The organism is Streptomyces sp. bgisy100 (assembly GCF_057709105.1).
This window is the reverse complement of the sequence record NZ_JBYITE010000008.1, coordinates 88,991-113,007: the sequence shown is the minus strand read 5'-3', so window position 1 is coordinate 113,007 and position 24,017 is coordinate 88,991. Positions and strand designations below refer to the sequence as shown.

The 24,017-nt window shown below is 73.2% G+C and carries 21 protein-coding genes and 1 tRNA gene; 14 read left to right on the top strand and 8 right to left on the bottom strand.

The window, feature by feature from the left end:
• Positions 1 to 75: 75 nt before the first annotated feature.
• Together AC3EQ1_RS08090 and AC3EQ1_RS08085 are read right to left on the bottom strand one after the other, a co-directional pair.
• Complete coding sequence (locus AC3EQ1_RS08090; RefSeq protein ID WP_432093604.1) at positions 76 to 1,662, bottom strand: APC family permease; 1,587 nt, start codon at positions 1,660 to 1,662, stop codon at positions 76 to 78.
• The gene (locus AC3EQ1_RS08085; protein ID WP_432093603.1) at positions 1,659 to 3,128 is read right to left on the bottom strand and encodes an aldehyde dehydrogenase family protein; all 1,470 of its coding nucleotides are present in this window, start codon (positions 3,126 to 3,128) and stop codon (positions 1,659 to 1,661) included. Before AC3EQ1_RS08085 ends, AC3EQ1_RS08090 begins: the two co-directional genes overlap by 4 nt.
• A gap of 165 nt (positions 3,129 to 3,293) precedes the next feature.
• Between AC3EQ1_RS08085 and AC3EQ1_RS08080 the strand changes: the two genes are divergently transcribed.
• Both AC3EQ1_RS08080 and AC3EQ1_RS08075 read left to right on the top strand, forming a co-directional pair.
• Positions 3,294 to 3,542 carry a WhiB family transcriptional regulator gene (locus AC3EQ1_RS08080; protein WP_388846575.1) on the top strand — a complete coding sequence of 83 codons (249 nt, stop codon included), beginning with the start codon at positions 3,294 to 3,296 and terminating at the stop codon, positions 3,540 to 3,542.
• A gap of 53 nt (positions 3,543 to 3,595) precedes the next feature.
• A tRNA-Met gene (locus tag AC3EQ1_RS08075) sits at positions 3,596 to 3,669 on the top strand.
• 169 nt (positions 3,670 to 3,838) lie between these two features.
• On the opposite strand, the gene AC3EQ1_RS08070 is transcribed toward AC3EQ1_RS08075, so the two are convergent.
• Both AC3EQ1_RS08070 and ddaH read right to left on the bottom strand, forming a co-directional pair.
• Positions 3,839 to 4,807 carry an acyl-ACP desaturase gene (locus AC3EQ1_RS08070; protein ID WP_432093602.1) on the bottom strand — a complete coding sequence of 323 codons (969 nt, stop codon included), beginning with the start codon at positions 4,805 to 4,807 and terminating at the stop codon, positions 3,839 to 3,841.
• Between the two features lie 122 nt (positions 4,808 to 4,929).
• Positions 4,930 to 5,706 (bottom strand): dimethylargininase, encoded by a 777-nt coding sequence (ddaH, locus tag AC3EQ1_RS08065; protein WP_432093601.1) that lies wholly within the window; start codon positions 5,704 to 5,706, stop codon positions 4,930 to 4,932.
• Positions 5,707 to 5,888: 182 nt separating this feature from the next.
• Here ddaH and AC3EQ1_RS08060 point away from each other — a divergent pair, with 182 nt between their 5' ends.
• On the top strand, positions 5,889 to 7,259 hold the full coding sequence (locus tag AC3EQ1_RS08060; RefSeq protein WP_432093600.1) for a DUF5005 domain-containing protein: 1,371 nt from the start codon (positions 5,889 to 5,891) through the stop codon (positions 7,257 to 7,259).
• A gap of 85 nt (positions 7,260 to 7,344) precedes the next feature.
• On the opposite strand, the gene ssgD is transcribed toward AC3EQ1_RS08060, so the two are convergent.
• Entirely contained in the window at positions 7,345 to 7,758 is a 414-nt protein-coding gene (gene ssgD, locus AC3EQ1_RS08055; RefSeq protein WP_432093599.1) for a spore wall synthesis regulator SsgD, read from the bottom strand.
• Positions 7,759 to 7,866: 108 nt separating this feature from the next.
• Complete coding sequence (locus tag AC3EQ1_RS08050; RefSeq protein ID WP_432093598.1) at positions 7,867 to 8,574, bottom strand: thioredoxin domain-containing protein; 708 nt, start codon at positions 8,572 to 8,574, stop codon at positions 7,867 to 7,869.
• Positions 8,575 to 8,967: 393 nt separating this feature from the next.
• Between AC3EQ1_RS08050 and AC3EQ1_RS08045 the strand changes: the two genes are divergently transcribed.
• From AC3EQ1_RS08045 to AC3EQ1_RS08035, 3 genes are all read left to right on the top strand, one after another.
• Entirely contained in the window at positions 8,968 to 9,654 is a 687-nt protein-coding gene (locus AC3EQ1_RS08045) for an endonuclease V (protein WP_432093597.1), read from the top strand.
• A 144-nt stretch (positions 9,655 to 9,798) separates the two neighbouring features.
• On the top strand, positions 9,799 to 10,098 hold the full coding sequence (locus AC3EQ1_RS08040) for a YciI family protein (protein WP_432093596.1): 300 nt from the start codon (positions 9,799 to 9,801) through the stop codon (positions 10,096 to 10,098).
• Between the two features lie 55 nt (positions 10,099 to 10,153).
• On the top strand, positions 10,154 to 11,341 hold the full coding sequence (locus AC3EQ1_RS08035) for a WD40/YVTN/BNR-like repeat-containing protein (protein WP_432093595.1): 1,188 nt from the start codon (positions 10,154 to 10,156) through the stop codon (positions 11,339 to 11,341).
• 270 nt (positions 11,342 to 11,611) lie between these two features.
• On the opposite strand, the gene AC3EQ1_RS08030 is transcribed toward AC3EQ1_RS08035, so the two are convergent.
• Complete coding sequence (locus AC3EQ1_RS08030; protein WP_432093594.1) at positions 11,612 to 12,820, bottom strand: saccharopine dehydrogenase family protein; 1,209 nt, start codon at positions 12,818 to 12,820, stop codon at positions 11,612 to 11,614.
• Positions 12,821 to 13,214: 394 nt separating this feature from the next.
• Between AC3EQ1_RS08030 and AC3EQ1_RS08025 the strand changes: the two genes are divergently transcribed.
• The 8 genes from AC3EQ1_RS08025 (at position 13,215) to AC3EQ1_RS07990 (ending at position 23,061) form a co-directional block, all read left to right on the top strand.
• Positions 13,215 to 14,150 (top strand): dihydrodipicolinate synthase family protein, encoded by a 936-nt coding sequence (locus AC3EQ1_RS08025; protein ID WP_432093593.1) that lies wholly within the window; start codon positions 13,215 to 13,217, stop codon positions 14,148 to 14,150.
• On the top strand, positions 14,147 to 15,655 hold the full coding sequence (locus tag AC3EQ1_RS08020; RefSeq protein ID WP_432093592.1) for a sialate:H+ symport family MFS transporter: 1,509 nt from the start codon (positions 14,147 to 14,149) through the stop codon (positions 15,653 to 15,655). Before AC3EQ1_RS08025 ends, AC3EQ1_RS08020 begins: the two co-directional genes overlap by 4 nt.
• A 71-nt stretch (positions 15,656 to 15,726) precedes the next feature.
• On the top strand, positions 15,727 to 16,134 hold the full coding sequence (locus AC3EQ1_RS08015) for an MmcQ/YjbR family DNA-binding protein (protein ID WP_432093591.1): 408 nt from the start codon (positions 15,727 to 15,729) through the stop codon (positions 16,132 to 16,134).
• Positions 16,135 to 16,312: 178 nt separating this feature from the next.
• Complete coding sequence (locus tag AC3EQ1_RS08010; RefSeq protein WP_432093590.1) at positions 16,313 to 17,461, top strand: CaiB/BaiF CoA transferase family protein; 1,149 nt, start codon at positions 16,313 to 16,315, stop codon at positions 17,459 to 17,461.
• Positions 17,458 to 18,600, top strand: a complete 1,143-nt coding sequence (locus AC3EQ1_RS08005; protein ID WP_432093589.1) for an acyl-CoA dehydrogenase family protein — start codon at positions 17,458 to 17,460, stop codon at positions 18,598 to 18,600. Before AC3EQ1_RS08010 ends, AC3EQ1_RS08005 begins: the two co-directional genes overlap by 4 nt.
• A 67-nt stretch (positions 18,601 to 18,667) precedes the next feature.
• Positions 18,668 to 19,882 carry an acetyl-CoA C-acetyltransferase gene (locus AC3EQ1_RS08000; protein ID WP_432093588.1) on the top strand — a complete coding sequence of 405 codons (1,215 nt, stop codon included), beginning with the start codon at positions 18,668 to 18,670 and terminating at the stop codon, positions 19,880 to 19,882.
• 35 nt (positions 19,883 to 19,917) lie between these two features.
• Positions 19,918 to 22,089, top strand: a complete 2,172-nt coding sequence (locus AC3EQ1_RS07995; protein ID WP_432093587.1) for a 3-hydroxyacyl-CoA dehydrogenase NAD-binding domain-containing protein — start codon at positions 19,918 to 19,920, stop codon at positions 22,087 to 22,089.
• Positions 22,090 to 22,341: 252 nt separating this feature from the next.
• Positions 22,342 to 23,061, top strand: coding sequence for an RDD family protein (locus AC3EQ1_RS07990; RefSeq protein ID WP_432093586.1), 720 nt, complete (start codon positions 22,342 to 22,344; stop codon positions 23,059 to 23,061).
• A 141-nt stretch (positions 23,062 to 23,202) separates the two neighbouring features.
• Here AC3EQ1_RS07990 and AC3EQ1_RS07985 read toward each other — a convergent pair whose 3' ends face one another.
• Positions 23,203 to 23,967: a MerR family transcriptional regulator gene (locus AC3EQ1_RS07985; RefSeq protein ID WP_432093585.1), complete on the bottom strand. Its 765-nt coding sequence runs from the start codon at positions 23,965 to 23,967 to the stop codon at positions 23,203 to 23,205.
• Between the last annotated feature and the right edge of the window lie 50 nt (positions 23,968 to 24,017).

Here is a 24,017-nt window from a genome sequence, read left to right as displayed (position 1 = left end):
GTACGGGGGCGCGTCGTGTCGAGGTACGGGGCGGGGGTACGTCGGGTCGGAGTCGGGCGGCCGGGACGAGGCCCGTCAGGTGGCGGGGTTCTGCGGTTCGCCCGGCCCCGTCGCCCGGTGCTCGGCCAGGACGCCGGTGCGGTGCCGCTGGATGAACCAGTAGTAGAGGAAGCCGCCGCCGGCCACGATGCCGATGAAGACGAAGGCACCCCAGCGCAGGTACCAGTGCTGCGGACCGGTGGCGTTGTAGACCTCCGCGCGGGGCCAGGCGAGGTTGAGGGCCATCGCGCCGCCCCACAGCACCGCCAGGATGTTGACCGGCAGCCCCCAGCGGCCGAGCGAGAAGCGGCCCTTCGCCGGCGTCCACTTGCCGCGCAGCCGCTGGACCAGGAGAGGCGCGGTGACCAGCAGATAGGCCAGATAGATCATGATGACCGCGATGCTGGTGATCACCGAGAAGATCTGCGGCTGATTGATGTTCAGCACCAGGATGAGGATTCCGATGATCCCGATGACCACGGCCGGTACGACCGGGGTCTGGAAACGCGGGCTGACCCGGGCGAGCTTCGAACCGGCGGGCAGGTTGTTGTCCCGCGCCATGGCGAACATCAGCCGGATCCCGGCGGCCTGGACGGCCAGTTCGCAGACCGTGATCGCGATGACCACGCACCACAGCACGATCTCCCCGATCGTGGAGCCGAGCGTGGCGAGGACCACGTACTGCAGGCCGTCCACGGACAACTGCTTGGCCTGCAGGTTCGGCACCGACATCAGGGCGAAGAGCAGGATGAGGCCGCCGATGAGGAACGAGGCGATCAGCGCCCGCAGGATGGCGCGGGGGGCGTTCCGGCCCGGGTCGAGGGACTCCTCGCCGAGCGAGGAGGCCGTGTCGAAGCCGTACATCACATACGCCGACGCCAGCGACGCCGTCAGGAACGCGCCGAAGTAGCCCAGGGTCTGCCCCTCGCCCAGCCCGTAGGTGTCGGTGAGCGTCTCGGCCGGGCCGCGGGTGATGTGCGCGGCCAGCAGGAGGATGAGGACGATGGCGGCGACCAGCTCGATGAAGACACCGGCCGAGTTGATCCGGGCCATCAGCTTCACCCCGTAGGCGTTGACCAGGGTGGTGAAGAGGATGAGGACGGAGCCGAGGAGCACGGCGTTGGCGGCCGCGTCGTTCTCCCCGGTGCCGTCACCGACGAACTGGAAGAAGTCGTCGATCTGCGGCAGCGTGATCTGGTAGGCCAGCGCCACGGCCGCCAGGGACACCATGGTGGCCGTCATCATCATCCAGCCGCCGAGCCAGCCGATGTGCGGCCCGCCCATCGTCTTGGACCAGTTGTAGACCGATCCGGCGACCGGATACCGGGCGGCCAGCTCGCAGAAGCAGAGCGCCACCATGAGCTGGCCGACGAAGACCATGGGCCAGGACCACCAGTAGGCGGGCCCGCCGTGGCTCACACCGAAGTAGAACAGCTGGAACGTGCCGGTCAGGATCGAGATGTAGCTGACCCCGGCGGCGAAGGTGTGGAAGTTGCCGAGGGTGCGCTTGAGTTCCGGCTTGTATCCGAGTTCGGCGAGCGAGGAGTCGTCGTGGTCGTGGTCGTGGTCGTGGTCGTGGCCGCCGGGCCGGTCGCCGGAGCCGGCCGGCTCCGCGGCGGTCACGCGAACCACCTCTGGGGCCGCGGCGCGGTGTTCCGCCAGATGTGTTTGGGTTCCTGGTACTCGGCCAGCCCGGCCGGTCCGAGTTCGCGGCCGACGCCGGACTGCTTCATGCCGCCCCATTCCGCCTGCGGTACGTACGGGTGGAAGTCGTTGATCCAGACCGTCCCGGCGCGCAGCCGGGAGGAGACCCGCTGGGCCAGCTCGCTGTCCCGGGTCCACAGCCCGCCCGCCAGGCCGTAGACGGTGTCGTTGGCCAGCGCCACCGCCTCGTCCTCGTCGCGGAACCGCTCCACGGTCATCACCGGGCCGAACGACTCGTCCCGCACCACCGACATGCCCGGTGTGCAGTCGTCGAGCACGGTCGGCAGATAGTAGAAACCATTCTGCAGAGCGGCGTCGTCCGGGCGCCGTCCGCCGCAGCGGAGCACCGCGCCCTCGGCCAGGCCCGCCGCGACATAGGACTCGATCTTCGCGCGGTGTTGTTCGGAGATCAGCGGGCCGGTCCGGGCGTTCTCGTCGAACGGGCCGCCGAGCGGGATCTCCCGCGCCCGCGCGACGACTTCGTCCACGAACGCGTCGTGCAGCTCCTGCTGGACGAGCAGCCGCGCACCGGCCGAGCAGACCTGCCCGGAGTGCAGGAAGACCGCCATCAGGGCGTAGTCGACGGCGGTGTCGAAGTCCGCGTCGGCGAAGACGATGTTGGGGTTCTTGCCGCCCAGCTCCAGCGCGATCTTCTTCACGGTGGGCGCGGCGGCCGCCATGATCCGGCGTCCGGTGACGAGCCCGCCGGTGAACGACACCAGGTCCACCCGTTCGTCGGTGGTGATCGGTGCGCCGACGGTGGCCCCGGACCCCAGCAGCAGATTGCCGGCGCCCGGCGGCAACCCGGCCTCCTCCAGCAGCCGCATCAGCAGGATCGCGGTGTGCGGGGTGAGCTCGCTCGGCTTGAGGACGAAGGTGTTGCCCGCGCCGAGGGCGGGCGCCACCTTCCAGGCGGTCTGCAGCAGTGGGTAGTTCCACGGGGTGATCAGCGAACAGACGCCCACCGGCTCGTGCACCACCCGGCTGTCCACCGCCGGGTCGCCGGTGTCGATGACCCGCTCGGTGCCGCCCGCGCAGACCAGGTTGCCGAAGTAGCGGAAGCAGTTCGCGATGTCGTCCATGTCGATTTCGCTCTCCACCAGCCGCTTCCCGGTGTCGAGGGACTCGGCCCGGGCGAAGTCGGCCTTGTCCCGCTCCAGGAACTCCGCCACGCGGAGCAGCAGCCGGCCGCGCTCGGCGGCCGGGGTACGGGGCCAGGGGCCGCGGTCGAAGGCGTCCCGCGCCGCGGCCACCGCGGCGGCGGCGTCCTTGGGACCCGCCTCGTCCACGGTGGCGACCGGCGTGCCGTCGGCCGGGCAGCGGATTTCGCGTACCTGCCCGTCGACGGCGGCCGTCCACCGGCCATCGATGAAGAGCTCCGGCATTTCAGGATTCCTCCGGCTCTGCCCCGGTTCCCCGGCCGACGGGGCTCGGCCGGCTGCCGTGACGACGCGTACCCGGGAGATTGTATGTGGTGGATGTCACATATGCGCGAAGCTGTTGATCGGATGTTGAGTGTCCGTTGATCGGGGCTCAGCACAGTGGATGCCATGTTGATCGAGATCAGCGGCCCGGACGGCCGCACCGAGCCCGAGTGGCGGGAGCGGGCCCTCTGCGCCCAGACCGGGCCCGAGTTCTTCTTTCCCGAGGCGGGCGGCTCCACGCGGGAGGCCAAGCGGGTCTGCCTGGCGTGCGAGGAGCGAGTCCCGTGTCTGGAGTACGCGCTCGCGAACGACGAGCGCTTCGGTGTATGGGGCGGCCTCTCCGAGAACGAGCGGCGCAGGCTCCGCGCCGGCTGACGCCGGAACGATTTGGTGCCACGGCCATGAGCGCGTAGAGTCGGGTTCACCGACGCGGGGTGGAGCAGCTCGGTAGCTCGCTGGGCTCATAACCCAGAGGTCGCAGGTTCAAATCCTGTCCCCGCTACTACGACAGCAGGCCCGGTGCTTTTGCACCGGGCCTGCTGCTGTGTGTGGCCGACTCGCCGCGACGTCGGGTGAAGCGCCCTGCCGGATGAGGGCCGCCGGAGACGGCTCGGCCCCGCTCCGGTGGGGGAGCGGGGCCGGCCGTGTCGCGGTGCGGGGCGTGCCGGGCGTCAGGAGGCGCGGGCGGCCCGCCGGGCCAGCAGGGCCTGCCGGCGCTCGTCGAACTTGGTCGCCTGGTCGTCGAGTCCGCCCATGAACAGGCCGAGCTCCTCCTGGGCCTTCAGGCCCTCGGGCCCGAGGCCGGAGATCTCCAGCACCTTCAGGAAGCGGAGCACCGGCTGCAGTACGTCGTCGTGGTGGATCCGCAGGTTGTAGATCCCGCCGATCGCCATCCGGGCCGCCGCGCGCTCGAAGCCGGGCATGCCGTGACCGGGCATCCGGAAGTTGACGACGACGTCCCGGACGGCACACATCGTCAGGTCGGGGGCGAGCTCGAACGCCTTCCCCAGCAGATTGCGGTAGAAGACCATGTGCAGGTTCTCGTCGGTGGCGATCCGCGACAGCATCCGGTCGCACACCGGGTCGCCCGAGTGGTGGCCCGTGTTGCGGTGCGAGATGCGGGTCGCGAGCTCCTGAAAGGCGACGTAGGCGACCGAGTGCAGCATGCTGTGCCGGTTGTCGGACTCGAAGCCCTCCGACATGTGCGACATCCGGAAGCGCTCCAGCTCGTCCGGGTCCACGGCGCGGGAGGTCAGCAGGTAGTCCCGCATGACGATGCCGTGCCGGCCCTCCTCGGCGGTCCAGCGGTGGACCCAGGTGCCCCAGGCGCCGTCCCGGCCGAAGAGCGAGGCTATCTCGTGGTGGTAGCTGGGGAGGTTGTCCTCGGTGAGCAGGTTCACCACCAGGGCGGTCCGGCCGATGTCGCTGACCTTGGACTGCTCCGGCGACCAGGGCTCGCCCTCCATGACGCCGCCGAAGTTCCGGCCGTCGCTCCAGGGCACGTACTCGTGGGGCATCCAGTCCTTGGCGACCTTCAGATGCCGGTTGAGCTCGGTCTCGACGACCTCCTCCAGCGCGTAGAGCAGCCGGGCGTCACTCCATTCCCTGGAGCCGTTGAGGGGGGCAGGGCTGATGGACAAAGCGGCTCCTGGCGTACGGGGACAGGTACTACACCTACGTAGCCGTAGGTTACGAATCCGTAGGTTAAGGCCCCGGTAAGGCGATGGCCAATGCCGGTGGAGCGGCGCCCGGCTTCGTCCCGCTATGCGTACAGATCTCGCAGCCGCACGGAGAGACAGGTCACGCAGCCCTCCAGCTTTTCGAACTCCGAGATGTCGACCGGCACCGGTTCGTAGCCGAGGCTCGCGAACAGCTCCGCGCTCTTCGGCGCGCTCGCCGCCATCAGCAGCTTTCCGCCGCCGAGCAGCACCACGTGCGCCCCGGACTCCTCGGGGACCGGGAGGAAGTGCGGGAACACCGCGGGGTCGTCGACCAGCGGGGGATGGCCGATGACCGTGCCGTCCGGCAACGCCGTCACCGCGGACTTCAGATGGAGGACCTTGCTCACCGGCACCGCGACCACCCGCGCCCCGAGCGGCTCGAAGGCGGCCCGCAGCTGCTGCACCCCCGCCGCGTTGGTCCGGCCGCCCCGGCCCACGTAGATGGTCTCGCCGACCTTGAGGACGTCGCCGCCGTCCAGCGTCCCCGGCGCCCACACCCAGTTGATCGAGCAGCCGAGCCGGGCCACGGCCTCCTCCACGGCCGCCGTCTCCGGCTTCCGCGAGTCGGCGCCCGGGCGGGTGATCAGGGCGACGTTCCGGTGGATCACCACCGTGTCCTCGATGAAGACGCTGTCCGGGCAGTCGTGGGCGGGCTCCACCTCGAACGGCTCCCAGCCGTGCGCCATCAGCGCCTGCACATAGCCGTCCCACTGCTGCAGCGCGAGGGCCGGATCGACGGGCGACCGCTCGATATGCGTGACCAGGCCTTCCGCGAGGCGGGGGCTGGGGCGGCGGATCAGCGCCTTCTTGCTGGGCACAGGGGCTCCCTGGGGTCGGCGGACGACTGCTGGTGGCCCCATCCTGAACGTCACCCGGCGCCGGCTCCACCGTCCTCATCCGCCCAGCGGACATCATTCCCGGCATTCCTCGGATACCGGACCTCGCCCTGTCGACCGGCCGGGTGACCCGTCGGTAACCTGCCGCGGACTGACGTCTCGTCATGGAGGTGGTCGGTGTGGGCCCTTGGTCCGGGCGTGCGGCACCGCGGGCCGGTCCGGTCCGCGGCCGGGCCGGTACCGTGATCCTCGTCGCTCTGCTGCTCACCGCCGGGGCCCTGGCCGCGCTCGCCGGGGGCGGTACGGGCGACGGCGCGCCGTCGCGGTGCCCCGGCCTGCGGATCGCCTCCTGGTCCGCCGACGACCGCACCACCGGGGCGTTCGCCCGCTACGGCGACGACCCCGGCCGCCTCGACGACTGGACCGGGGGCGACGGCACCCACTCGGTGCGCCTCCCGGACGGCCGGATCCTGTGGCTGTTCTCGGACTCCTTCCTCGGCCGGGTCCACGGCCCGCCCAACCCGGCGGGCCAGCCGCACGCCTGGCGCGAGGCGCCGCCCGGCGGGCCCGCCTGGGTGCGGAACTCCGCCGTGGTGACGACGCCGTCCGGCCGGCCGGAACGCACCCTCACCGGCGGTACGGCCGCCGCCCCCGCGCCGTTGTTCCCGGATGTGTCGGCCCGGCCGCGGCACTGGCGCTGGCCGGTCCAGGCGCTCGTCGAGCCGCGGACGCCCGGCGCGGCGGAGCAGGTCGTCCGGGTCCTGCTGTGGACCCGGACCGAGGGGCCGCCGCCCTGGCTGTACGGGGTGCCCGAGGCCACCGAGGTCGCCACCCTCTCCCTCCCCGGCCTGCGGCTGGAGGGCATCGAGCGCATCCATGGGCCCGGCGGGCCGGATCCCGGCCGCCGGGTCCTCTACGGCACCACGGCCGTCCGCCGCGGCGGCACGACCTATGTCTACGGCGGTGACGAGGGCCCCGGCGCCACCCCGGCCCGGCCGTCCTCGTACGCCTATCTGGCGCGGGTGCCCACGGGCTCCCTCGCCGACCGCTCCGCGTGGCGCTACTGGGACGGCTCGGGCTGGCGACGGGATCCGGCGCGGGCGCACCCGGTGCTCGGGGACGGCGCGCGCCACGGAGTGGGCAGCGCCTTCAGCGTGGTGCGCAGGGGCCGCACCTGGGTGCTCCTCACCATGGACGCGGGGGGTCCGCGGGCGGCCGGGCTGTCCACCGTCGCCACCTACTGGGCGTGCTCACCGCAGGGGCCGTGGCGCGGCCCGGACCGCGGCTTCCGCGCGCCGCTGCCGCCCGACTCGGCGCCGGACCCGAAGACCGCGGCCTACAGCCCGCAGGCGCACCCCGAGGTGGGGGCGGGCGGCAGGCTGCTGCTGAGCTATGACGTCAACTGGCTCGGACCGGACTCCACCGCCCTCGCCCACGTCAACCGCAATGTCTCCCTCTACCGGCCGCGCTTCGTCCGCCTGCGGTTCGGCGAGACCGCCGGGGGCCCGCCGGCTCCGGTACGGGTGCCGCGGTGAGCGCGCCGGAGCCGTGCCGCGGCCCGTTGCCGTGCCCCCGTTGCCGGGGCGCCGCCCGGAGCCACCGGCGGCGCCCCGGGGTCCGTCACGCCTCGCGCAGCAGGGCGGCCAGCTCGCGGTCGAGGTCGAACTGCGCCGACTCCTCGCCCGCGGGCACCACGAGATAGGAGCGCTGGAGGAAGCGGCGCAGGTCGGCGGAGTCCATCCGGACCATGGCCGTGCCGACGGTCGCGTGGAACTCCAGGACCGTGGTGCCGGCGCCGAACGGCCGTACATGGACGTCCCCGTCGCCGGCCGGCTCCTTCAGTCCGGCGGCCAGCAGGTCGCGGGCGAAGACCCACGCCACGTCCGAACCGGCCAGCGAGGCCCGCGGCGGGAAGCAGATCCGGACGGCCAGAGGGTCGTCGCGCCGGTAGCGCAGCACCGCCGGGATGTCGAGCACCTGCGCTTCGGCGGTGATCAGACCGGCCTGGACGGCTTGGTCAATGACAGGGGACAACGCCTGGCTCCTCGCGCTCGTGTCGGGTCCGTGTCGCGGCACCGGGTGAGACGCCGGACGAAGCCATTCCGTGCATTCGAGGGGGGCGTGACCTCGGTCACGGGAAAATCAGAGGCTGTTGCGGACCTCACGGGCGAAACGGGCAGGTCCGACGGTTTCTCCACGGCCCGTCAGCACCGTGAGCGGGGCGCCGTCGAGCTGCACCGTGGGGGTGCTGGAGACCCCGCTGGTGTAAAAGGCCTTGGACACCTTCTTCACCCAGGGCATCCAGTGCTCCCGCTCGACCGCGCGGTCGAAGCCGGGGGCCCGCAGGCCGTCGACCCGGTCCGCGAGCTCCAGCAGGGTGCGGGGGGAGCCGAAGGCGTCGTCGTTCCGCGCCGGTTGGTGGGCGGAGAGGACGTGCAGATAGTCCCCGAAGGTCCGCTGGCCCCGGTCGGCCGCGGCCCCCAGCGCGTTCAGCGCGCGAGCGGATCCGCTGCCGCCGAGCGATCCGTCCAGGAACGTCGCGAAGTGGTACTCGATCTTGAACATGCCCTGGTCCGCGAGCTTCCGCATGGTGGGGCCGAGCGCGGTCTCCGCCTTGCCGCAGTGCGGGCAGCGGAGGTCGAGGTAGACCGCGAGGACGTGCGCGGCGTCGGCCTTGCCGTACACCACCGCCGTCCCCTCCCGGTTGGTGTGGGCGGGAGCGGAGACCGGTGCGCTCACCACGGGGGCGTCCATCGCCCCGGCCCGGGCGTCGTCACCGGCGCCAGCGCATCCGGCGGTCAGCACCGGCACCAGCGCGGCGGCGATCAGGGGCCACTTCTTGGCTCTCACGGACGGCCCGCTTTCCTTCGACAGATCAGGAAAAAAGGTTACCGCCGACCGGGGTGCCGCCCCGGGCCGAGCGGCACCGGATCCCCCCTTCGAACGCATGCCGCAAGGACGCCGGCCGGGTCCCGCGGAGCGGACCGGGCGGGACTCCGGAGCCCTTCGAACGCGCGTCCGCAGGGGGAGTCCGGCGGGCCGGTGGGGGAGAGGTCGTCCGAGCCTGGACCGCGCCGCGCCGCGCCGCGTCGGTCGGTCGATCGGTTGGCCGGTTGGCCGGTTGGCCGGTCGGGGAGAGGTGATCGAGGTCCGGACCGCGATCCGGGTCCGGTCCGTGCCCCGCCGCCGCCCGGGCCCTACCCGCGCGTGGTGCGGACCCGTTCGGCCTGATAGGACAGCCCCATGGGATGGACTGTGGGGGATTGGCCGCGTACCGAGGACGAGGCGGTCGCCGAGCAGCGCCGGCTGCGCGGGCTCGTCGATCTGGACAGCCCCGGCCCGGTGCCGGGCGCCGCGGGCCGGGTCGCCGGGGTGGACGTGGCCTACGACGAGAACTCCGGCCGGGTGGCCGCCGCCGCGGTGGTCCTGGACCTGGAGACCCTCGCGGTGGTGGACCGGGCCACCGCGACCGGCCGCACCGAGTTCCCCTACGTCCCCGGCCTGCTGGCCTTCCGTGAGCTGCCGTCCGTCCTGGCGGCGTTGGAGAAGCTGAGCAGCCTGCCCGACCTGGTCGTCTGCGACGGCTACGGCATCGCGCACCCGCGCCGTCTCGGGCTCGCCAGCCATCTCGGCGTCCTCACCGGCATCCCGTCCTTCGGGGTCGCCAAGACGCCGTTCTCCTTCTCCTACGAGCAGCCGGACACTCCGCGCGGCGCCTGGTCGCCGCTGGTGGACGGCGGAGAGGTGGTCGGGCGGGCGCTGCGCACCCAGGACGGGGTGAAGCCGGTCTTCGTCTCCGTCGGACACGCCGTCAGCCTCGAACACGCCTGCGCCCACACGCTGCGGCTGTCCCGGCACCGGCTCCCGGAGACCACCCGGCAGGCGGACGGTCTGTGCCGCCGCTCGCTGGCGGCAGCGGCTTCGGGCTGACGGCGGCCGCGGGCTGACGGCGGGCACCGCGTGGGCGGCCTCCGCAGGGCCGGTGGGCCGGTACCCGGGGTCCGTCCTCCGTCACCGGAGTCCGGACGAGGGGCGTGGCCCGGCGGTGGCCCGCCGGAGCGTAGGCTCGGGATCATGTTCGTACTCGAGCTGACCTACACAGCACCCCTCGACGAAATCGACGCCCTGCTCCCCGCCCACAAGGAGTGGCTGAACGAGCAGTACGAGGCGGGCGTGTTCGTCGTCTCCGGGCGGAAGAACCCGCGCGACGGAGGGCTCATCATCGCGGTGGGCGAGGACCGGGACCGGATCGAGGCCGTGGTGGCCAGCGACCCGTTCGTCCAGGAGGAGGTCTGCGCCTACCGCGTGACCGAGGTCGTCGTCACCCGGGTGGCGCCGGGATACGAGGAGTTGCACACCCAGCCGGTCGGCTGAGCCGCCCCGGTCGCGGGGTGGACGGGGCACCCCGGGTGGGCTAACTTCCGGCGCCATGAGGTTACCCAGCGAGGTGAGGCACATCGTCGCTGCCGGGCTCTGCGGGCTGCTGCTCGCGGCCTCCCCGGCACAGGCCGACGCCACCGGCGCCACAAGAGCCACCGAGACCTCCGCGACGACCGGGAGCGGCTGGCAGCTCACCGACACCGGCAGCACCGCCCGCTTCCGCGGCCTCGCCGCCGTCGGCGCGCGCACCGCCTGGGCGGCGGGCTCCCAGGGCACCGTTCTGCGCACCACCAACGGCGGACGGCAGTGGCGCAACGTTTCACCACCGGGCGCCGCCGCACTGGAGTTCCGGGACATCGAGGCCTTCGACGCCCGGCGCGCCGTGGTCCTGGCCATCGGCGAGGGCGAGGCCTCCCGCATCCTCCGCACGGACGACGGCGGGGCGAGCTGGACCGAGACCTTCCGGAACACCGACGCCCGGGCCTTCTACGACTGCATGGCGTTCTTCGACCGGCGGCACGGACTGGCGCTCAGCGACCCGGTCGACGGCCGGTACCGGCTGCTCTCCACCGCCGACGGCGGGCGGTCCTGGTCGGTGCTCCCCTCCGCGGGCATGCCCGAAGCACAGCCGGGCGACGCCGCGTTCGCGGCGAGCGGCCAGTGCCTGACCGTCTCCGGATCCCGGGACGTGTGGCTGGCCACCGGGGGCGGGCCGACCGCCCGCATCCTGCACTCCGCGGACCGCGGCCGCACCTTCGAGCCGGCCGAGTCGACCGTCCCGGCGGGCGATCCGGCCCGCGGCGTCTTCGCGGTGGCCTTCCGCGGCCGGCACGGCATCGCCGTCGGCGGCGACTACCGGCCCGGTCAGCCGTCCCCGCAAGCCGCCGCCACCAGCCGCGACTCCGGCCGCGGCTGGAACCCGTCCCGCCGTCCCCCGACGGCCTACCGCTCCGGCGTGACCTGGCTCCCGGGCGTGCGCACCGCCGCCATCGCGGTGGGCCCCACCGGCAGCGACCTGACGACCGACTCCGGCCGCAGCTGGCGGACTTTCGACCCGGGCTCCTTCGACACGGTCGACTGCGCCCCGGCCCGCTCCGCCGCGTACCGGGGGCGGGACGGCGCCACGGCACGGCGCCTCCCGGAGGCGCGGCACGCTCCCGCGGACCGCGGGCGGGTGGCGCACCGCGGCTGCTGGGCCGCGGGCGAGAAGGGGCGGATCGCGCGCCTGGCCCGGTGACGGTCGTCGGCGGCGGGGTGTTGCGTACCGCCTCTTCCAGGGGCGGGGCGGGGGCGCGGAGTGGACCCGGCGCGACCACCGCCGGCTCCACTACCGGTAGGCCGGCGGCGCTCGGGCTGTACCTGTGGAACGTGCGCCCTGTCGGCCGCCTTCGGTGAGGTGATCGCCCGTCGGACCGGGGTGCGGACGGCCGGTTCCGGCTGCCGGACGGCCGTGTCGGACGACCGGCCCGCCGGGGCCGGTTCGCCGCCCTCCGCGGCCCCGTCCGCCTCACCCCGTCCGGACGACCCGGAACGTCAGCCCCGCCGCCACCAGCCGGCCGGTCAGCGCCTCGCCCATCACCATGGCGGTCGTCACCTGGCCCCGGCCCCGGGAGCCCAGGTCGGGGAGGTCGTCGAAGGCCAGGCACAGCGCCGACTCCGCGAGCATCTTCGCCGTCTCGTCGTAGCCCGGGTCGCCGCCGGAGACCTCCGTGACCACGGAGCGCCCGCCGCCCTCCCCGACGAAGCGGACCGCGAACCAGCTGCCCGCCCGGCGGGCCGGGCTCGGCCCCTCGCCCGGCTTCCGGCGCTCCGACAGCCACTGCCGCGCCGCCGGGAGTTGCGCCAGTGCCCCGACCGCGCCGACCGCCGCCACACCGGCCACCGCGACGGGCAGCCGGGCCACCGCGGCGTGGTGCCGGTAGCGGAAGTCCGGTCCGTACCGTTCCAGCGCCGCCGCCGAACGGGCCACGATCTGCGGATCGATCGTCGGCAGCGGCAGCGCCCAGGCCTGCACGCTCCGGCTGCGCCGCGGCGGGGCCAGGGCCGCCCGCACCCGGCGGCCGGCCGCCGGGCGGGGCTCGGAGTGCCGCCGGTCCCGGGCCGCCCGCGCGGTCTCCCGCGGCCGGGAGAGCGCGGTGAGCGCGGAGGCGAAGGTTCCGCCGGAGAAGGTCGCGTTGGAGCGGACGAAGCCGTCGATCCGGATCGGCACGCCCTCGGGCAGTTGCCCGACGGTGAAGTGCACGCCCAGGTCGTGCGGTACGGAGTCGAAGCCGCAGGCGTGCACCAGCCGGGCCCCGGTCTCCCGGGCCCGCGCGTCGTACCGCAGATACATCCGGTCGACGAACTCCGGCTCCCCGGCCAGGTCGACATAGTCGGTTCCGGACTCGGCGCAGGCCGCGACCAGCGGTTCGCCGTGGATGCTGTACGGGCCGACCGTGGTGGCGACCACCCGGGCCGAGCCCGCGACGTCCCGCAGGGCGGCCGGGTCACCCGCGTCGGCGTGCAGCAGCGGCAGACCGGCGCAGGCGGGGTCGACGGCGGCCAGCCGGTCGCGGAGCCGTTCCAGCTTGGCGGTGCTGCGGCCGGCGAGGGCCCAGCGGCAGCCGGCGGGGGCGTGCCGCGCCAGGTACTCGGCGGTCAGCCCGCCGGTGAAGCCGGTCGCGCCGAAGAGCACGATGTCGTGGGCCCGCCGCTCCGATGTTCCGGTGTCCGTCACTCGTCACTCCAACGTCGTGCGCCGCTCGCCACGCCACTCCCGCGAACGGGGGAGCGCGGCGGGCGGGATGCGGCGGTCGCCTCTTGCCGTCCGTCTTCCGGGGCGGGGCGGCCGGGGCCGTGATCCTGTCGCCGCGGCAAGCTACGCAACGCTAGGGACCCCGGAGGGTGCGGTCAACAGGGAGTGGGGGCTTGTGTCGGCGCCGCTGAGGGGCGAGGCGGGCCCGCCGGCCGACTACCGCGCCCGGCGCGCCCCCACCCACCACGCCGGACAGCCGCGTCCGGCCGGGGCTTGACGAGGCGTAACGGCTCGGGCACTGTCAGTGCAGGACGTGGGACGTCCAACGTCCGTAATGTCAGCACCTGGTGATGGTTGTCGGACCGTTGGAGCCACCATGCCCCTCCCCGCCCCGCTGTCCGGCGTCGTCCCGCCGCTGTGCACGCCGCTGACCCCTGACGGCGAGATCGATGTCCGGTCGCTGCGCGCGCTGGTCGAGCACCTCATCGGCGCCGGAGTGGCCGGGCTGTTCGCGCTCGGCTCCAGCGGCGAGGCCGCCTATCTGAGCGACGGTCACCGGCGCACCGCCCTCGCCACCGTCGTCGAGGCCGCCGCCGGGCGGGTCCCCGTCCTCGCCGGAGCGATCGACACGACGACGGCCCGCGTGCTGGACCACGCACGGACCGCGGCCGGGCTCGGCGCCGACGGCCTGGTGGCCACCGCGCCCTTCTACACCCGCACCCACCCGGTGGAGATCGCCGACCACTTCCGGCGCGTCCGGGCCGGCGCCGGCCTGCCGCTCTTCGCCTACGACATCCCCGTCGCCGTGCACACCAAGCTCCCCGCCGCGACGGTGCTGGACCTCGCCGCGGACGGCACCCTCGCCGGACTGAAGGACAGCAGCGGCGACGACGGAGCGCTGCGCCGCCTCCTCGTCGCCCTGCGCCGCCGCGGACTCGACCGGACCTTCACCGTGCTCACCGGCTCCGAACTGGCCGTCGACGGCGCGCTGCTCGCCGGGGCGCACGGCGTCGTACCAGGCTTGGGCAATGTCGACCCGGCCGGATACGTGCGGCTGTACGGCCATGCCCGGGCCGGCCGCTGGGCCGAGGCCGCCGCCGAACAGGACCGGCTCGCCGCCCTCTTCGCCCTCACCGACGTGGGGGAGGAGTCCGTCATGGGCCGCAGCTCCTCCGCGCTCGGCGCGTTCAAGGCGGCGCTGCACCTGCTCGGCGTCATCGACTGCCCGGCCACCGCCGCGCCGCAGGTCCCGCTGGGGGACGCCGCCACCAAGGCCGTGTGCCGGTTCCTCGAGGAGGCGGGCCTGCGATGACCGGGCAGCCGGCCGGAGCCCCGGCCCCTTCGCGGCCGGGGGACGGGCGCGGGCTCCGCTCGGTGTCGCGCCGCCAGTGGCGGGCGATGGCCGCCGCCTGGGCGGGCTATGTCCTGGACGGCTTCGACTTCGTGCTGATCACGCTGGTACTGACCGAGATAGCCGACGACTTCGGCCTCGACCCCGTGCAGGCGGCCAGTCTGGTCTCCGGCGCCTTCGTCACCCGCTGGCTCGGGGGCGCGGCGCTCGGCGCGCTGGGGGACCGGTACGGCCGCCGGCCCGCGATGGTCGTCAGCATTCTGCTCTACTCGCTCGGGACCTTCGCCTCGGGCTTCGCCTGGGACTACACCAGCCTCTTCGTCGCCCGGCTGCTGATCGGCACCGGGATGGCCGGCGAGTACGGCGCCAGCGCCACCTACGTCCTGGAGAGCTGGCCGCCCCGGCTGCGCAACCGGGCCTCCGGGTTCCTGATCTCCGGCTACGCCTTCGGCACGGTGCTGGCCGCCGAGGTCCACCGCTGGGTCGTCCCGGCGCTCGGCTGGCGCTGGCTGTTCTGGATCGGTGTGCTGCCGGTGCTCGTGGCCCTGTGGATGCGGCGCTCGCTGCCCGAGGCCGCGGACTGGAGCGCCGAGGTGGCCGCCGCCGGAGCGCCGGTGAGCCCCTTCCGGCCGCTGTTCGCCGGGCGCACCCGGGCCGTCGTCAACTCCCTGCTCGCGGTGACCGCCGCGACCGCGCTGTTCGGGGTCTTCACGCCCGCCGGGGCAGCCGCCGTGCCCGTGCTGTCGGTGGTGGCCGCCGTCTGTCTGCTGGCCTTCGCGGTGCAGCTGGGCGGCCGGCGCGGCTGGGTGCTGTACGTGGCCCTGGTGGTGACGGTCTTCTGCGCCTTCCTCTACAGCTGGCCCGTCCAGGCCCTGCTGCCCACCTATCTGAAGACCGAGCTGGGCTACTCGCCCGGCCAGGTCACCGGTGTCCTCTTCTGGGCGGGGTTCGGCACGATGGCGGGCTGCTGGCTCGCCGGGTACGCCGGTGACCTGCTCGGCACGCGCCGCGCCTACGCCCTCGCGCCGGCCGCCTCACTCGCCTTCGTCTTCCCCGTCTTCGCGGTCCGGGACAGCCCCGCCGCGCTCGGTCTGCTGCTGTTCTGTCTGCTGGGGCTCGGTCAGGGCATCTCCGGCATCCTGCCCCGGTACCTCGCGGGTCACTTCCCGGCCCGGACCCGGGCGGCGTCGCTCGGCTTCGTCTACAACGTCGGTGCGCTCGGCGGGGCCGTGGCCCCGGTGCTCGGTGCGCGCCTGGCCGAGGGCATGCCCCTGGGCAGCGCGCTGGCGGTGCTGACGTTCGGGCTGACGGCCGTGGTGATCGTGCTGATCGGCGGCGATGTCCCGCACCGGCTGCACCGGCTGGCCGACAGCGGGGCCCGGGCGGACCATCTGCTGCCCGCGCCGATGTCGGTGCCCGGGGTTAGCTTGGGCCGTACCGGCCGGTCCGGCGAGCTGCCGGGCTGACCGCGACCCAACGACCGCCGGCCGCTCGGCCCACCGGGTACGCCTCCGGCCGGCCGACCCCGGAGGACGACATGGCCGCGGCGAAGGACCCTGCCGAGACCCGAGTGGAAGCGGCGCTGGAGGTGCGGGAGCAGGTCAGGGAGTTCGCTCTCGGGCTGCCCGGCGCGGGGGAGGAGTTCCCCTGGGGCGAGAGCGTCATCAAGGTGAACCGGAAGGTGTTCGTCTTCCTGGGCACCGGGGACGGCAGTTGGCCGCCGGGCATCACGGTCAAGCTCAGGGACGACGCGGTGCACGAGCACGCGATGACCTCGCCGGGCGCGGAACCCGCGGGGTACGGCCTGGGCCGCGCCGGATGGGTGTCGGTGCCGCTGGCCGAACGGGGCGCTCCGGCGGCCGAGCTGCTCTGCGACTGGGTGGAGGAGAGCTACCGGGTGATCGCCCCCAAGCGGCTGGTCGCCGAGCTGGACGCCCGCGCGTAGGCGCGGCCCCCGTCGACGCTCCCGCTTCGGACACCAGGGCCCGCGGCGGGGGCGCGCGGCCGGGTGGCGGGGGTGATCCGGACCACCGCGTTTCGCGGCCGCCGGGGCTTGTGCGAAGTGGAACACGTTCTTAGCATCGTTGATGTTACATCAAATGTGTCACAGTCCTGGGGGCTTGATGGGAGCATCGGGGAACGGCCCGCTGGCCGGGGTGCGCGTCGTGGAGCTGGCCGGCATCGGGCCGGGCCCCTTCGCCGCCATGCTCCTCGCCGACCTCGGCGCCGACGTCGTCCGCGTCGACCGCCCCGGCGGCTCGGGGCTGAGCATCGACCCGGCGTACGACGTCACCAACCGCAACAAGCGCTCGGTGCTGCTCGATCTGAAGTCCCCGGACGGCCCCGCGGCCGTACTGGAGCTGGTGGACCGGGCCGACGTCCTCATCGAGGGCAACCGCCCCGGCGTCGCCGAACGCCTCGGCGTCGGCCCCGACGACTGCCTGGCCCGCAATCCGCGCCTGGTCTACGGGCGGATGACCGGCTGGGGCCAGGCGGGCCCGCTCGCCGAACGGGCCGGCCACGACGTGGGGTACATCGCCATCACCGGCGCCCTCGGCATGATCGGGCGCGCCGGCGAACCGCCCGTGGTGCCCGCGAACCTCCTCGGCGACTACGCCGGCGGCTCGCTCTACCTCGTCATCGGCGTCCTGGCGGCGCTCCAGCACGTCCGCGGCGGCGGCACCGGCCAGGTCGTGGACGCCGCGATCGTCGACGGCACCGCCCACCTCACCTCGATGATCCACGGCATGGTGGCGGCCGGCGGCTGGCGGGACCGCCGCGGCGCCAACCTCCTCGACGGCGGCTGCCCCTTCTACGGCACCTACGAGACCTCCGACGGCGGCCACATGGCGGTCGGCGCCCTCGAACAGCGGTTCTACGACGAATTCGTCCGGCTCCTGGGCATCGCGGACCAAGCGCCCGCCCGCAAGGACTTCGAACGCTGGGGCGAGCTCCGCGCCCTGGTCGCGGCCCGCTTCCGGACCCGGACCCGGGAGGAGTGGACGGCCGTGTTCGAGGACTCCGACGCCTGTGTCGCCCCCGTCCTCTCGCTGAGCGAGGCGCCCCACCACCCGCACCTCGCCGCCCGCGGCACCTTCGTCGACCACGGCGGCATCACCCAGCCCGCTCCGGCACCGCGGTTCTCCGTCACCCCCGGCGTCGTCCACCGCCCGCCCGCCCAGCCCGGCGCGGACACCGCCGAGGTGGCCCGCGACTGGGATCTCCCGCACCTCACCGGCAGGGCCGTGCAGGCCCCTCAGGAGGACCGTTGAAGCGCCAGATCTTCACCGCCGAGCACGACGCCTTCCGCGACACCGTCCGCACCTTCCTCACCAAGGAGGTGCAGCCGCACTACGAGCAGTGGGAGCGGGACGGCATCGTCGACCGCGCGGTGTGGCGCGCCGCCGGGCGCCAGGGGCTGCTCGGGCTCGCGGTGCCCGAGGAGTACGGGGGCGGGGGCACCGCGGACTTCCGCTACGCCGCCGTGCTCCACGAGGAGTTCACCCGGGCGGGGGCGGCCGGTCTGGCGATCGGCCTGCACAACGACATCATCGGCCCGTACCTGACCTCGCTCGGCACCCCGGAGCAGCGGCGCCGCTGGCTTCCCGGGTTCTGCAGCGGCGAGCTGATCACGGCGATAGCGATGACCGAGCCCGGCGCCGGCTCCGACCTCCAGGGCATCCGCACCACCGCCACCGACGAGGGCGACCACTGGCTGCTCAACGGCTCCAAGACCTTCATCTCCAACGGCATCCTCGCCGACCTCGTGATCGTCGTCGCCCGGACCACCCCCGAGGGCGGCGCGCGGGGCCTGAGCCTGCTGGTCGTCGAGCGGGGAACGGAGGGCTTCGAACGCGGCCGCAACCTCGACAAGATCGGCCAGAAGTCCCAGGACACCGCCGAACTCTTCTTCCACGACGTCAAGGTGCCCAAGGAGAACCTGCTCGGCGAGCTGAACGGCGCGTTCCTCCACCTGATGACCAACCTCGCCCAGGAACGGCTGGTCATCGCCGTCGCCGGAGCCGCCGGCGCCGAGCACCTGGTGGAGATCACCACGGAGTACGTGAAGGAGCGCGAGGCGTTCGGCCGGCCGCTCGCCAAGCTCCAGCACATCCGCTTCGAGATGGCCGAGATGGCCACCGAGTGCGCGGTGACCCGGGCCTTCCTCGACCGCTGCATCGAGGACCACACCCGCGGCGAGCTCGACGCCGCGCACGCCTCGATGGCCAAGTGGTGGGCCACCGAGCTGCAGAAACGGGTCGCGGACCGGTGCCTCCAGCTGCACGGCGGGTACGGCTACATGACCGAGTACCGGGTCGCCAGGGCCTTCACGGACGGCCGTATCCAGACGATCTACGGCGGCACCACCGAGATCATGAAGGAGATCATCGGCCGTTCCCTGCTCGACTGACCCCAGCACCTCTCCCGCGGACCGGACCCCAGGACCGGTCCGCGCCCCCTCTTGTGAAAGGCCTGACGTGAGCACCGAAGCGTATGTGTACGACGCCATCCGCACCCCCCGGGGGCGCGGCAAGGCGAACGGCTCCCTGCACGGCACCAAGCCCATCGACCTCGTCGTCGGGCTGATCCACGAGCTGCGCGGCCGGTTCCCCGGCCTCGACCCGGCCGCCATCGACGACATCGTCCTCGGCGTCGTCAGCCCGCTGGGCGACCAGGGCTCCGACATCGCCAAGGTCGCCGCCATCGCGGCCGGGCTGCCGGACACGGTGGCCGGTGTCCAGGAGAACCGGTTCTGCGCCTCCGGGCTGGAGGCCGTCAACCTGGCCGCCGCCAAGGTGCGCTCCGGCTGGGAGGACCTGATCCTCGCCGGCGGCGTCGAGTCGATGTCCCGCGTCTCCATGGGTTCCGACGGCGGAGCCTGGGCCATGGACCCGATGACCAGCTTCGAGACCGGCTTCGTGCCCCAGGGCATCGGCGCCGACCTCATCGCCACCGTCGAGGGCTTCACCCGGCACGACGTGGACAGCTACGCCGCCCGCTCCCAGGAGCGGGCCGCCGAGGCGTGGAAGGACGCCCGCTTCGACCGTTCCGTGGTCCCCGTCCGCGACCGCAACGGCCTCACCGTCCTCGACAAGGACGAGTTCCTGCGCCCCGGGACCACCGCCGAGAGCCTGGCCGGCCTGAAGCCCTCCTTCGCCACGATCGGTGAGGCGGGCGGCTTCGACGCCGTGGCCCTGCAGAAGTACCACTGGGTCGAGAAGATCGACCACGTCCACCACGCCGGAAACTCCTCGGGCATCGTCGACGGCGCCGCCCTGGTCGCGATCGGCAACCGCGAGGTGGGCGAGCGCTACGGGCTGACGCCGCGCGCCCGGATCGTCTCCGCCGCCGTCTCCGGCGCCGACCCGACCATCATGCTCACCGGCCCGGCGCCCGCCGCCCGCAAGGCGCTCGCCAAGGCCGGGCTGACCATCGACGACATCGACCTCGTCGAGATCAACGAAGCCTTCGCGGCGGTCGTGCTGCGCTTCGTCCGGGAGATGGGCCTGAGCCTGGACAAGGTCAACGTCAACGGCGGCGCCATCGCGCTGGGCCACCCGCTCGGCGCGACCGGGGCGATGATCCTCGGCACCGTCATCGACGAACTGGAGCGGCGCGACCAGCGGTACGGCCTGGTCACCCTCTGCGTGGGCGGCGGCATGGGCATCGCCACCGTCGTCGAGCGCCTCTGACCGTCCCGTCCCTTTCCCCTTACGGAGAACACCAAATGAGCGAGTCCACCACCATCCGCTGGGAACAGGACGAGACCGGCGTCGTCACCCTCGTCCTCGACGATCCCGACCAGTCGGCGAACACCATGAACGCCGCCTTCAAGACCTCCCTCACCGCGGTCGCCGACCGCCTGGAGGCCGAGCAGGACTCCATCCGCGGCGTCATCGTCACCTCCGCCAAGAAGACCTTCTTCGCGGGCGGCGACCTCAAGGACATGAGCCGGATCGGCCCCGAGCACGCGCAGACCGCGTTCGACATGGGCATGGGCATCAAGCGCGACCTGCGCCGCCTGGAGACCCTCGGCAAGCCCGTGGTCGCCGCCGTCAACGGGGCGGCGCTCGGCGGCGGTTACGAGATCGCCCTCGCCTGTCACCACCGGGTCGCCCTCGACGCCCCCGGCTCCAAGATCGGCCTGCCCGAGGTCACCCTCGGCCTGCTCCCCGGCGGCGGCGGTGTCGTCCGCACGGTACGGCTGCTCGGCATCACCGACGCGCTGCTGAAGGTGCTGCTCCAGGGCACCCAGTACCCGCCGCGCCGCGCCCTGGACGCCGGGCTCATCCACGAGGTCGTGGACTCCCGGGAGGAACTGCTCGCCCGGGCCCGCGCCTTCATCGACGCCCACCCGGAGTCGCAGCAGCCCTGGGACGTCAAGGGGTACAAGATCCCCGGCGGGACTCCGGCGCACCCCAAGTTCGCCGCCAACCTCCCCGCCTTCCCGGCCAATCTGCAGAAGCAACTGGCCGGCGCGCCCTACCCGGCGCCGCGCAACATCCTCGCCGCCGCAGTCGAGGGCGCCCAGGTCGACTTCGAGACCGCCCAGACCATCGAGTCCCGCTACTTCACCGAGCTGGTGACCGGCCGGATCTCCAAGAACATGATCCAGGCGTTCTTCTTCGACATGCAGGCCGTCAACTCCGGCGCCAACCGGCCCTCGGGCATCGAGCCGCGCACCGTCCGCAAGGTCGCGGTGCTCGGCGCGGGCATGATGGGCGCGGGTATCGCCTACTCCTGCGCCAAGGCCGGCATCGAGGTCGTCCTCAAGGACGTCTCGGCGGAGGCGGCCGAGAAGGGCAAGGCGTACTCCGCTGGGCTGCTCGCCAAGGCCCTGGAGCGGGGCCGCACCACCGAGGCCAAGCGGGACGAACTGCTCGCCCGGATCACCCCCACCGCGAATCCGCAGGACCTCGCGGGCTGCGACGCCGTGATCGAGGCGGTGTTCGAGGACCCGGCGGTGAAGCGCAAGGCCTTCCAGGAGATCGAGGAGATCATCGAGCCGGACGCGCTGCTCTGCTCCAACACCTCCACCCTGCCGATCACCCTGCTCTCCGAGAACGTCCAGCGCGCCGAGGACTTCATCGGCCTGCACTTCTTCTCGCCCGTCGACAAGATGCCGCTGGTGGAGATCATCAAGGGCGAGCGGACCGGCGACGAGGCCCTGGCCCGCGCCTTCGACCTGGTGCGGCAGATCCGGAAGACCCCGATCGTGGTCAACGACTCGCGCGGCTTCTTCACCTCCCGCGTGATCGGCCACTTCATCAACGAGGGCGTGGCGATGGTGGGGGAGGGCGTCGACCCGGCCTCCGTCGAACAGGCCGCGGCCCAGGCCGGCTACCCGGCCAAGGTCCTGTCGCTGATGGACGAGCTCACCCTCACCCTCCCGCGCCGGATCCGCAATGAGTCGCGGCGCGCGGTGGAGGAGGCCGGCGGGGTGTGGGAGCCGCACCCGGCCGACGCCGTCATCGACCGCCTGGTCGACGAGTTCGACCGCCCGGGCCGCAGCGGCGGCGCCGGCTTCTACGACTACACCGACGGCCGTCGCGCCGGGCTGTGGCCGGGGCTGCGCGAGCACTTCACCCGGTCCGAGGTCTCCGTGCCCTTCGAGGACCTGAAGGAGCGGATGCTGTTCGTCGAGGCCATCGACACCGTCCGCTGCCTGGAGGAGGGCGTGCTGACCTCGGTGGCCGACGCCAACATCGGCTCCATCCTCGGCATCGGCTTCCCCGGCTGGACCGGCGGCGTCCTCCAGTACATCAACGGCTACGAGGGCGGTCTGCCCGGCTTCGTGGCCCGCGCCCGGGAGCTCCAGGCCGCGTACGGCGACCGGTTCGCGCCCCCGGCGCTGCTGGTGGAGAAGGCGGAGCGGGGCGAGCGGTTCCAGGACGCCTGACCCCGGGGCGCCACCCCGCCGTTCGTGCCGCGCTCGCGGATGCGGCGGTGGGGTGGCTGTGGGGTGGCGAGTGGCGTACCCGTGCAACGGCTTCCGCCGGGGCACGGAACGGGCGTCCAGGGGCGGTCCGGCCGCGGGGTTCTGTGGCCGGGCTGTGCCCGTGAGAGGCCGAATGTAACCGTTCATAATCGATCCCCGCCCGGCACCCGAACGAGTTTGCGACGGTGGGGAAGGGTCCGCTTGGATCCTTGCATGAGTGAACACCCGCCGCCGCACGGCGGTTACGGCCCTCCGCAGCCTCCGCAGCAGCCCCACGGCCATCCGCAGCCGCCGTACGGCTACCCGCAGCAGCCGCCCGGGGCGCCGTACGGAGCCCCCGGTCCCTACGGAGGTCCGCAGCAGGGTCCGTACGGAGGTCCGCAGCAAGGTCCATACGGCGGGGCTCAGCAGGGCCCGTACGGCGCGCCGCCGCCGCAGCCCCCGTACGCCGGGTACTACGCGCCCCCCGGAGCGCCGATGGGCGGCCCGCCCCAGGAAGCCCTCGCCAGCCAGGGAGTCCGGCTCGGCGCGCGCCTGCTCGACGGCCTCATCCTGATCGTGGCGTTCGCCGTGGTCCTCGGCGTCGTCGTCCTGCTCCAGCTGCCCGGGCGCGACAGCGACGCCTACATGATCACCATCGCGGTCCTCGGCATCTGCTGCTGGGTGGCGCTGCTCTTCTACGAGCCCGTGATGACCTGGAAGTACGGCGCGACGCTGGGCAAGCGCATCTGCGGAATCCGGGTGGCACGCCTGGAGGACGGCCAGAACATATCCTTCGGCCGCGCCATGGGCCGCTGGGGGATCACCTTCGCCATGGGCTTCGTCCCGCTGCTGCCCCTGCTGAACGTCCTGTGGTGCTGCTGGGACGAACCGTTCCGCCAGTGCCTGCACGACAAGGTCGTGACGACGGTGGTCGTGAAGAACCCCTCCTGACGGCGGTTCCCGTGCCTTCCGCCGACTCCACTGCGGAAGGCACGGAGGGCTCCGGCGGGCCCCGCCGAGCGGGAGTGCGACGGCCGGGCGGAGCGGGCGGAGGTCCCGGTGCTCCGGCGTCCGGGCGGGCACCCGGGGGGCTCAGTGCTTGCGCTCCGCGCCCTCCGCGCCCAGCCAGCCCCGGAGTTCCTCCTTCATCGAGCGCTGGAAGGCCGTGACCAGCGCCTGGACCACCAGCGGCTGCATGTGTGCCGACAGGGACTTCGTCCGGGCAACCCGCTCCGGATCCGGCGCCCCGTCCTGGGCCGGGCCCCACACCTCCTGCCGGAAGAGGTGACTCAACTCGCGTGCCGCGGAGCGGGTGTGCTCCACCATGACCGCCCGGGCGGTCAGGATCGCCTCCGGCGATATCGGTACGTCCAGCAGCTGTACGCCGAGGTGGAGCAGGCCCGGGTCGGCCTGGAACACGTCCGGTTCCTCGGTCCGGACGAGAATGCTCATCGCCATGAGCCGGTCGAGGTCCTCTTGCGTCAGGGCGCGTCCCGCCCGCCGTTCCAGCTGCTCCCGGGTGGTCCGCTCCGCGCTGTCCGGCACCCAGGACGCCACGAGCGCCCGGTGGATGGCGAGGTCGTGCGGGCTGAGGTCCGGCGGCAGCTGCTCCAGATAACGTTCGATGGCGGCCAGCGTCATGCCCTGGTGCTGGAGCTCCTCGATCAGGGCGAGCCGGGAGAGGTGCTCGGGCCCGTACCGGCCCACCCGGCGCGGGCCTATCGCGGGCGGCGGCAGCAGACCGCGGGTGCTGTAGAAGCGGACGGTGCGGACGGTGACGCCCGCGCGGGCCGCCAGTTCGTCGACGGTGAGGGAGGGCTCCCCCGAGCCGACGTCCGGAGTGGTCTGCTGGGTCATCGGACGTACCCTTCTTCTGCTGCACCGAACGAGTGCAACAGTATTGCTGT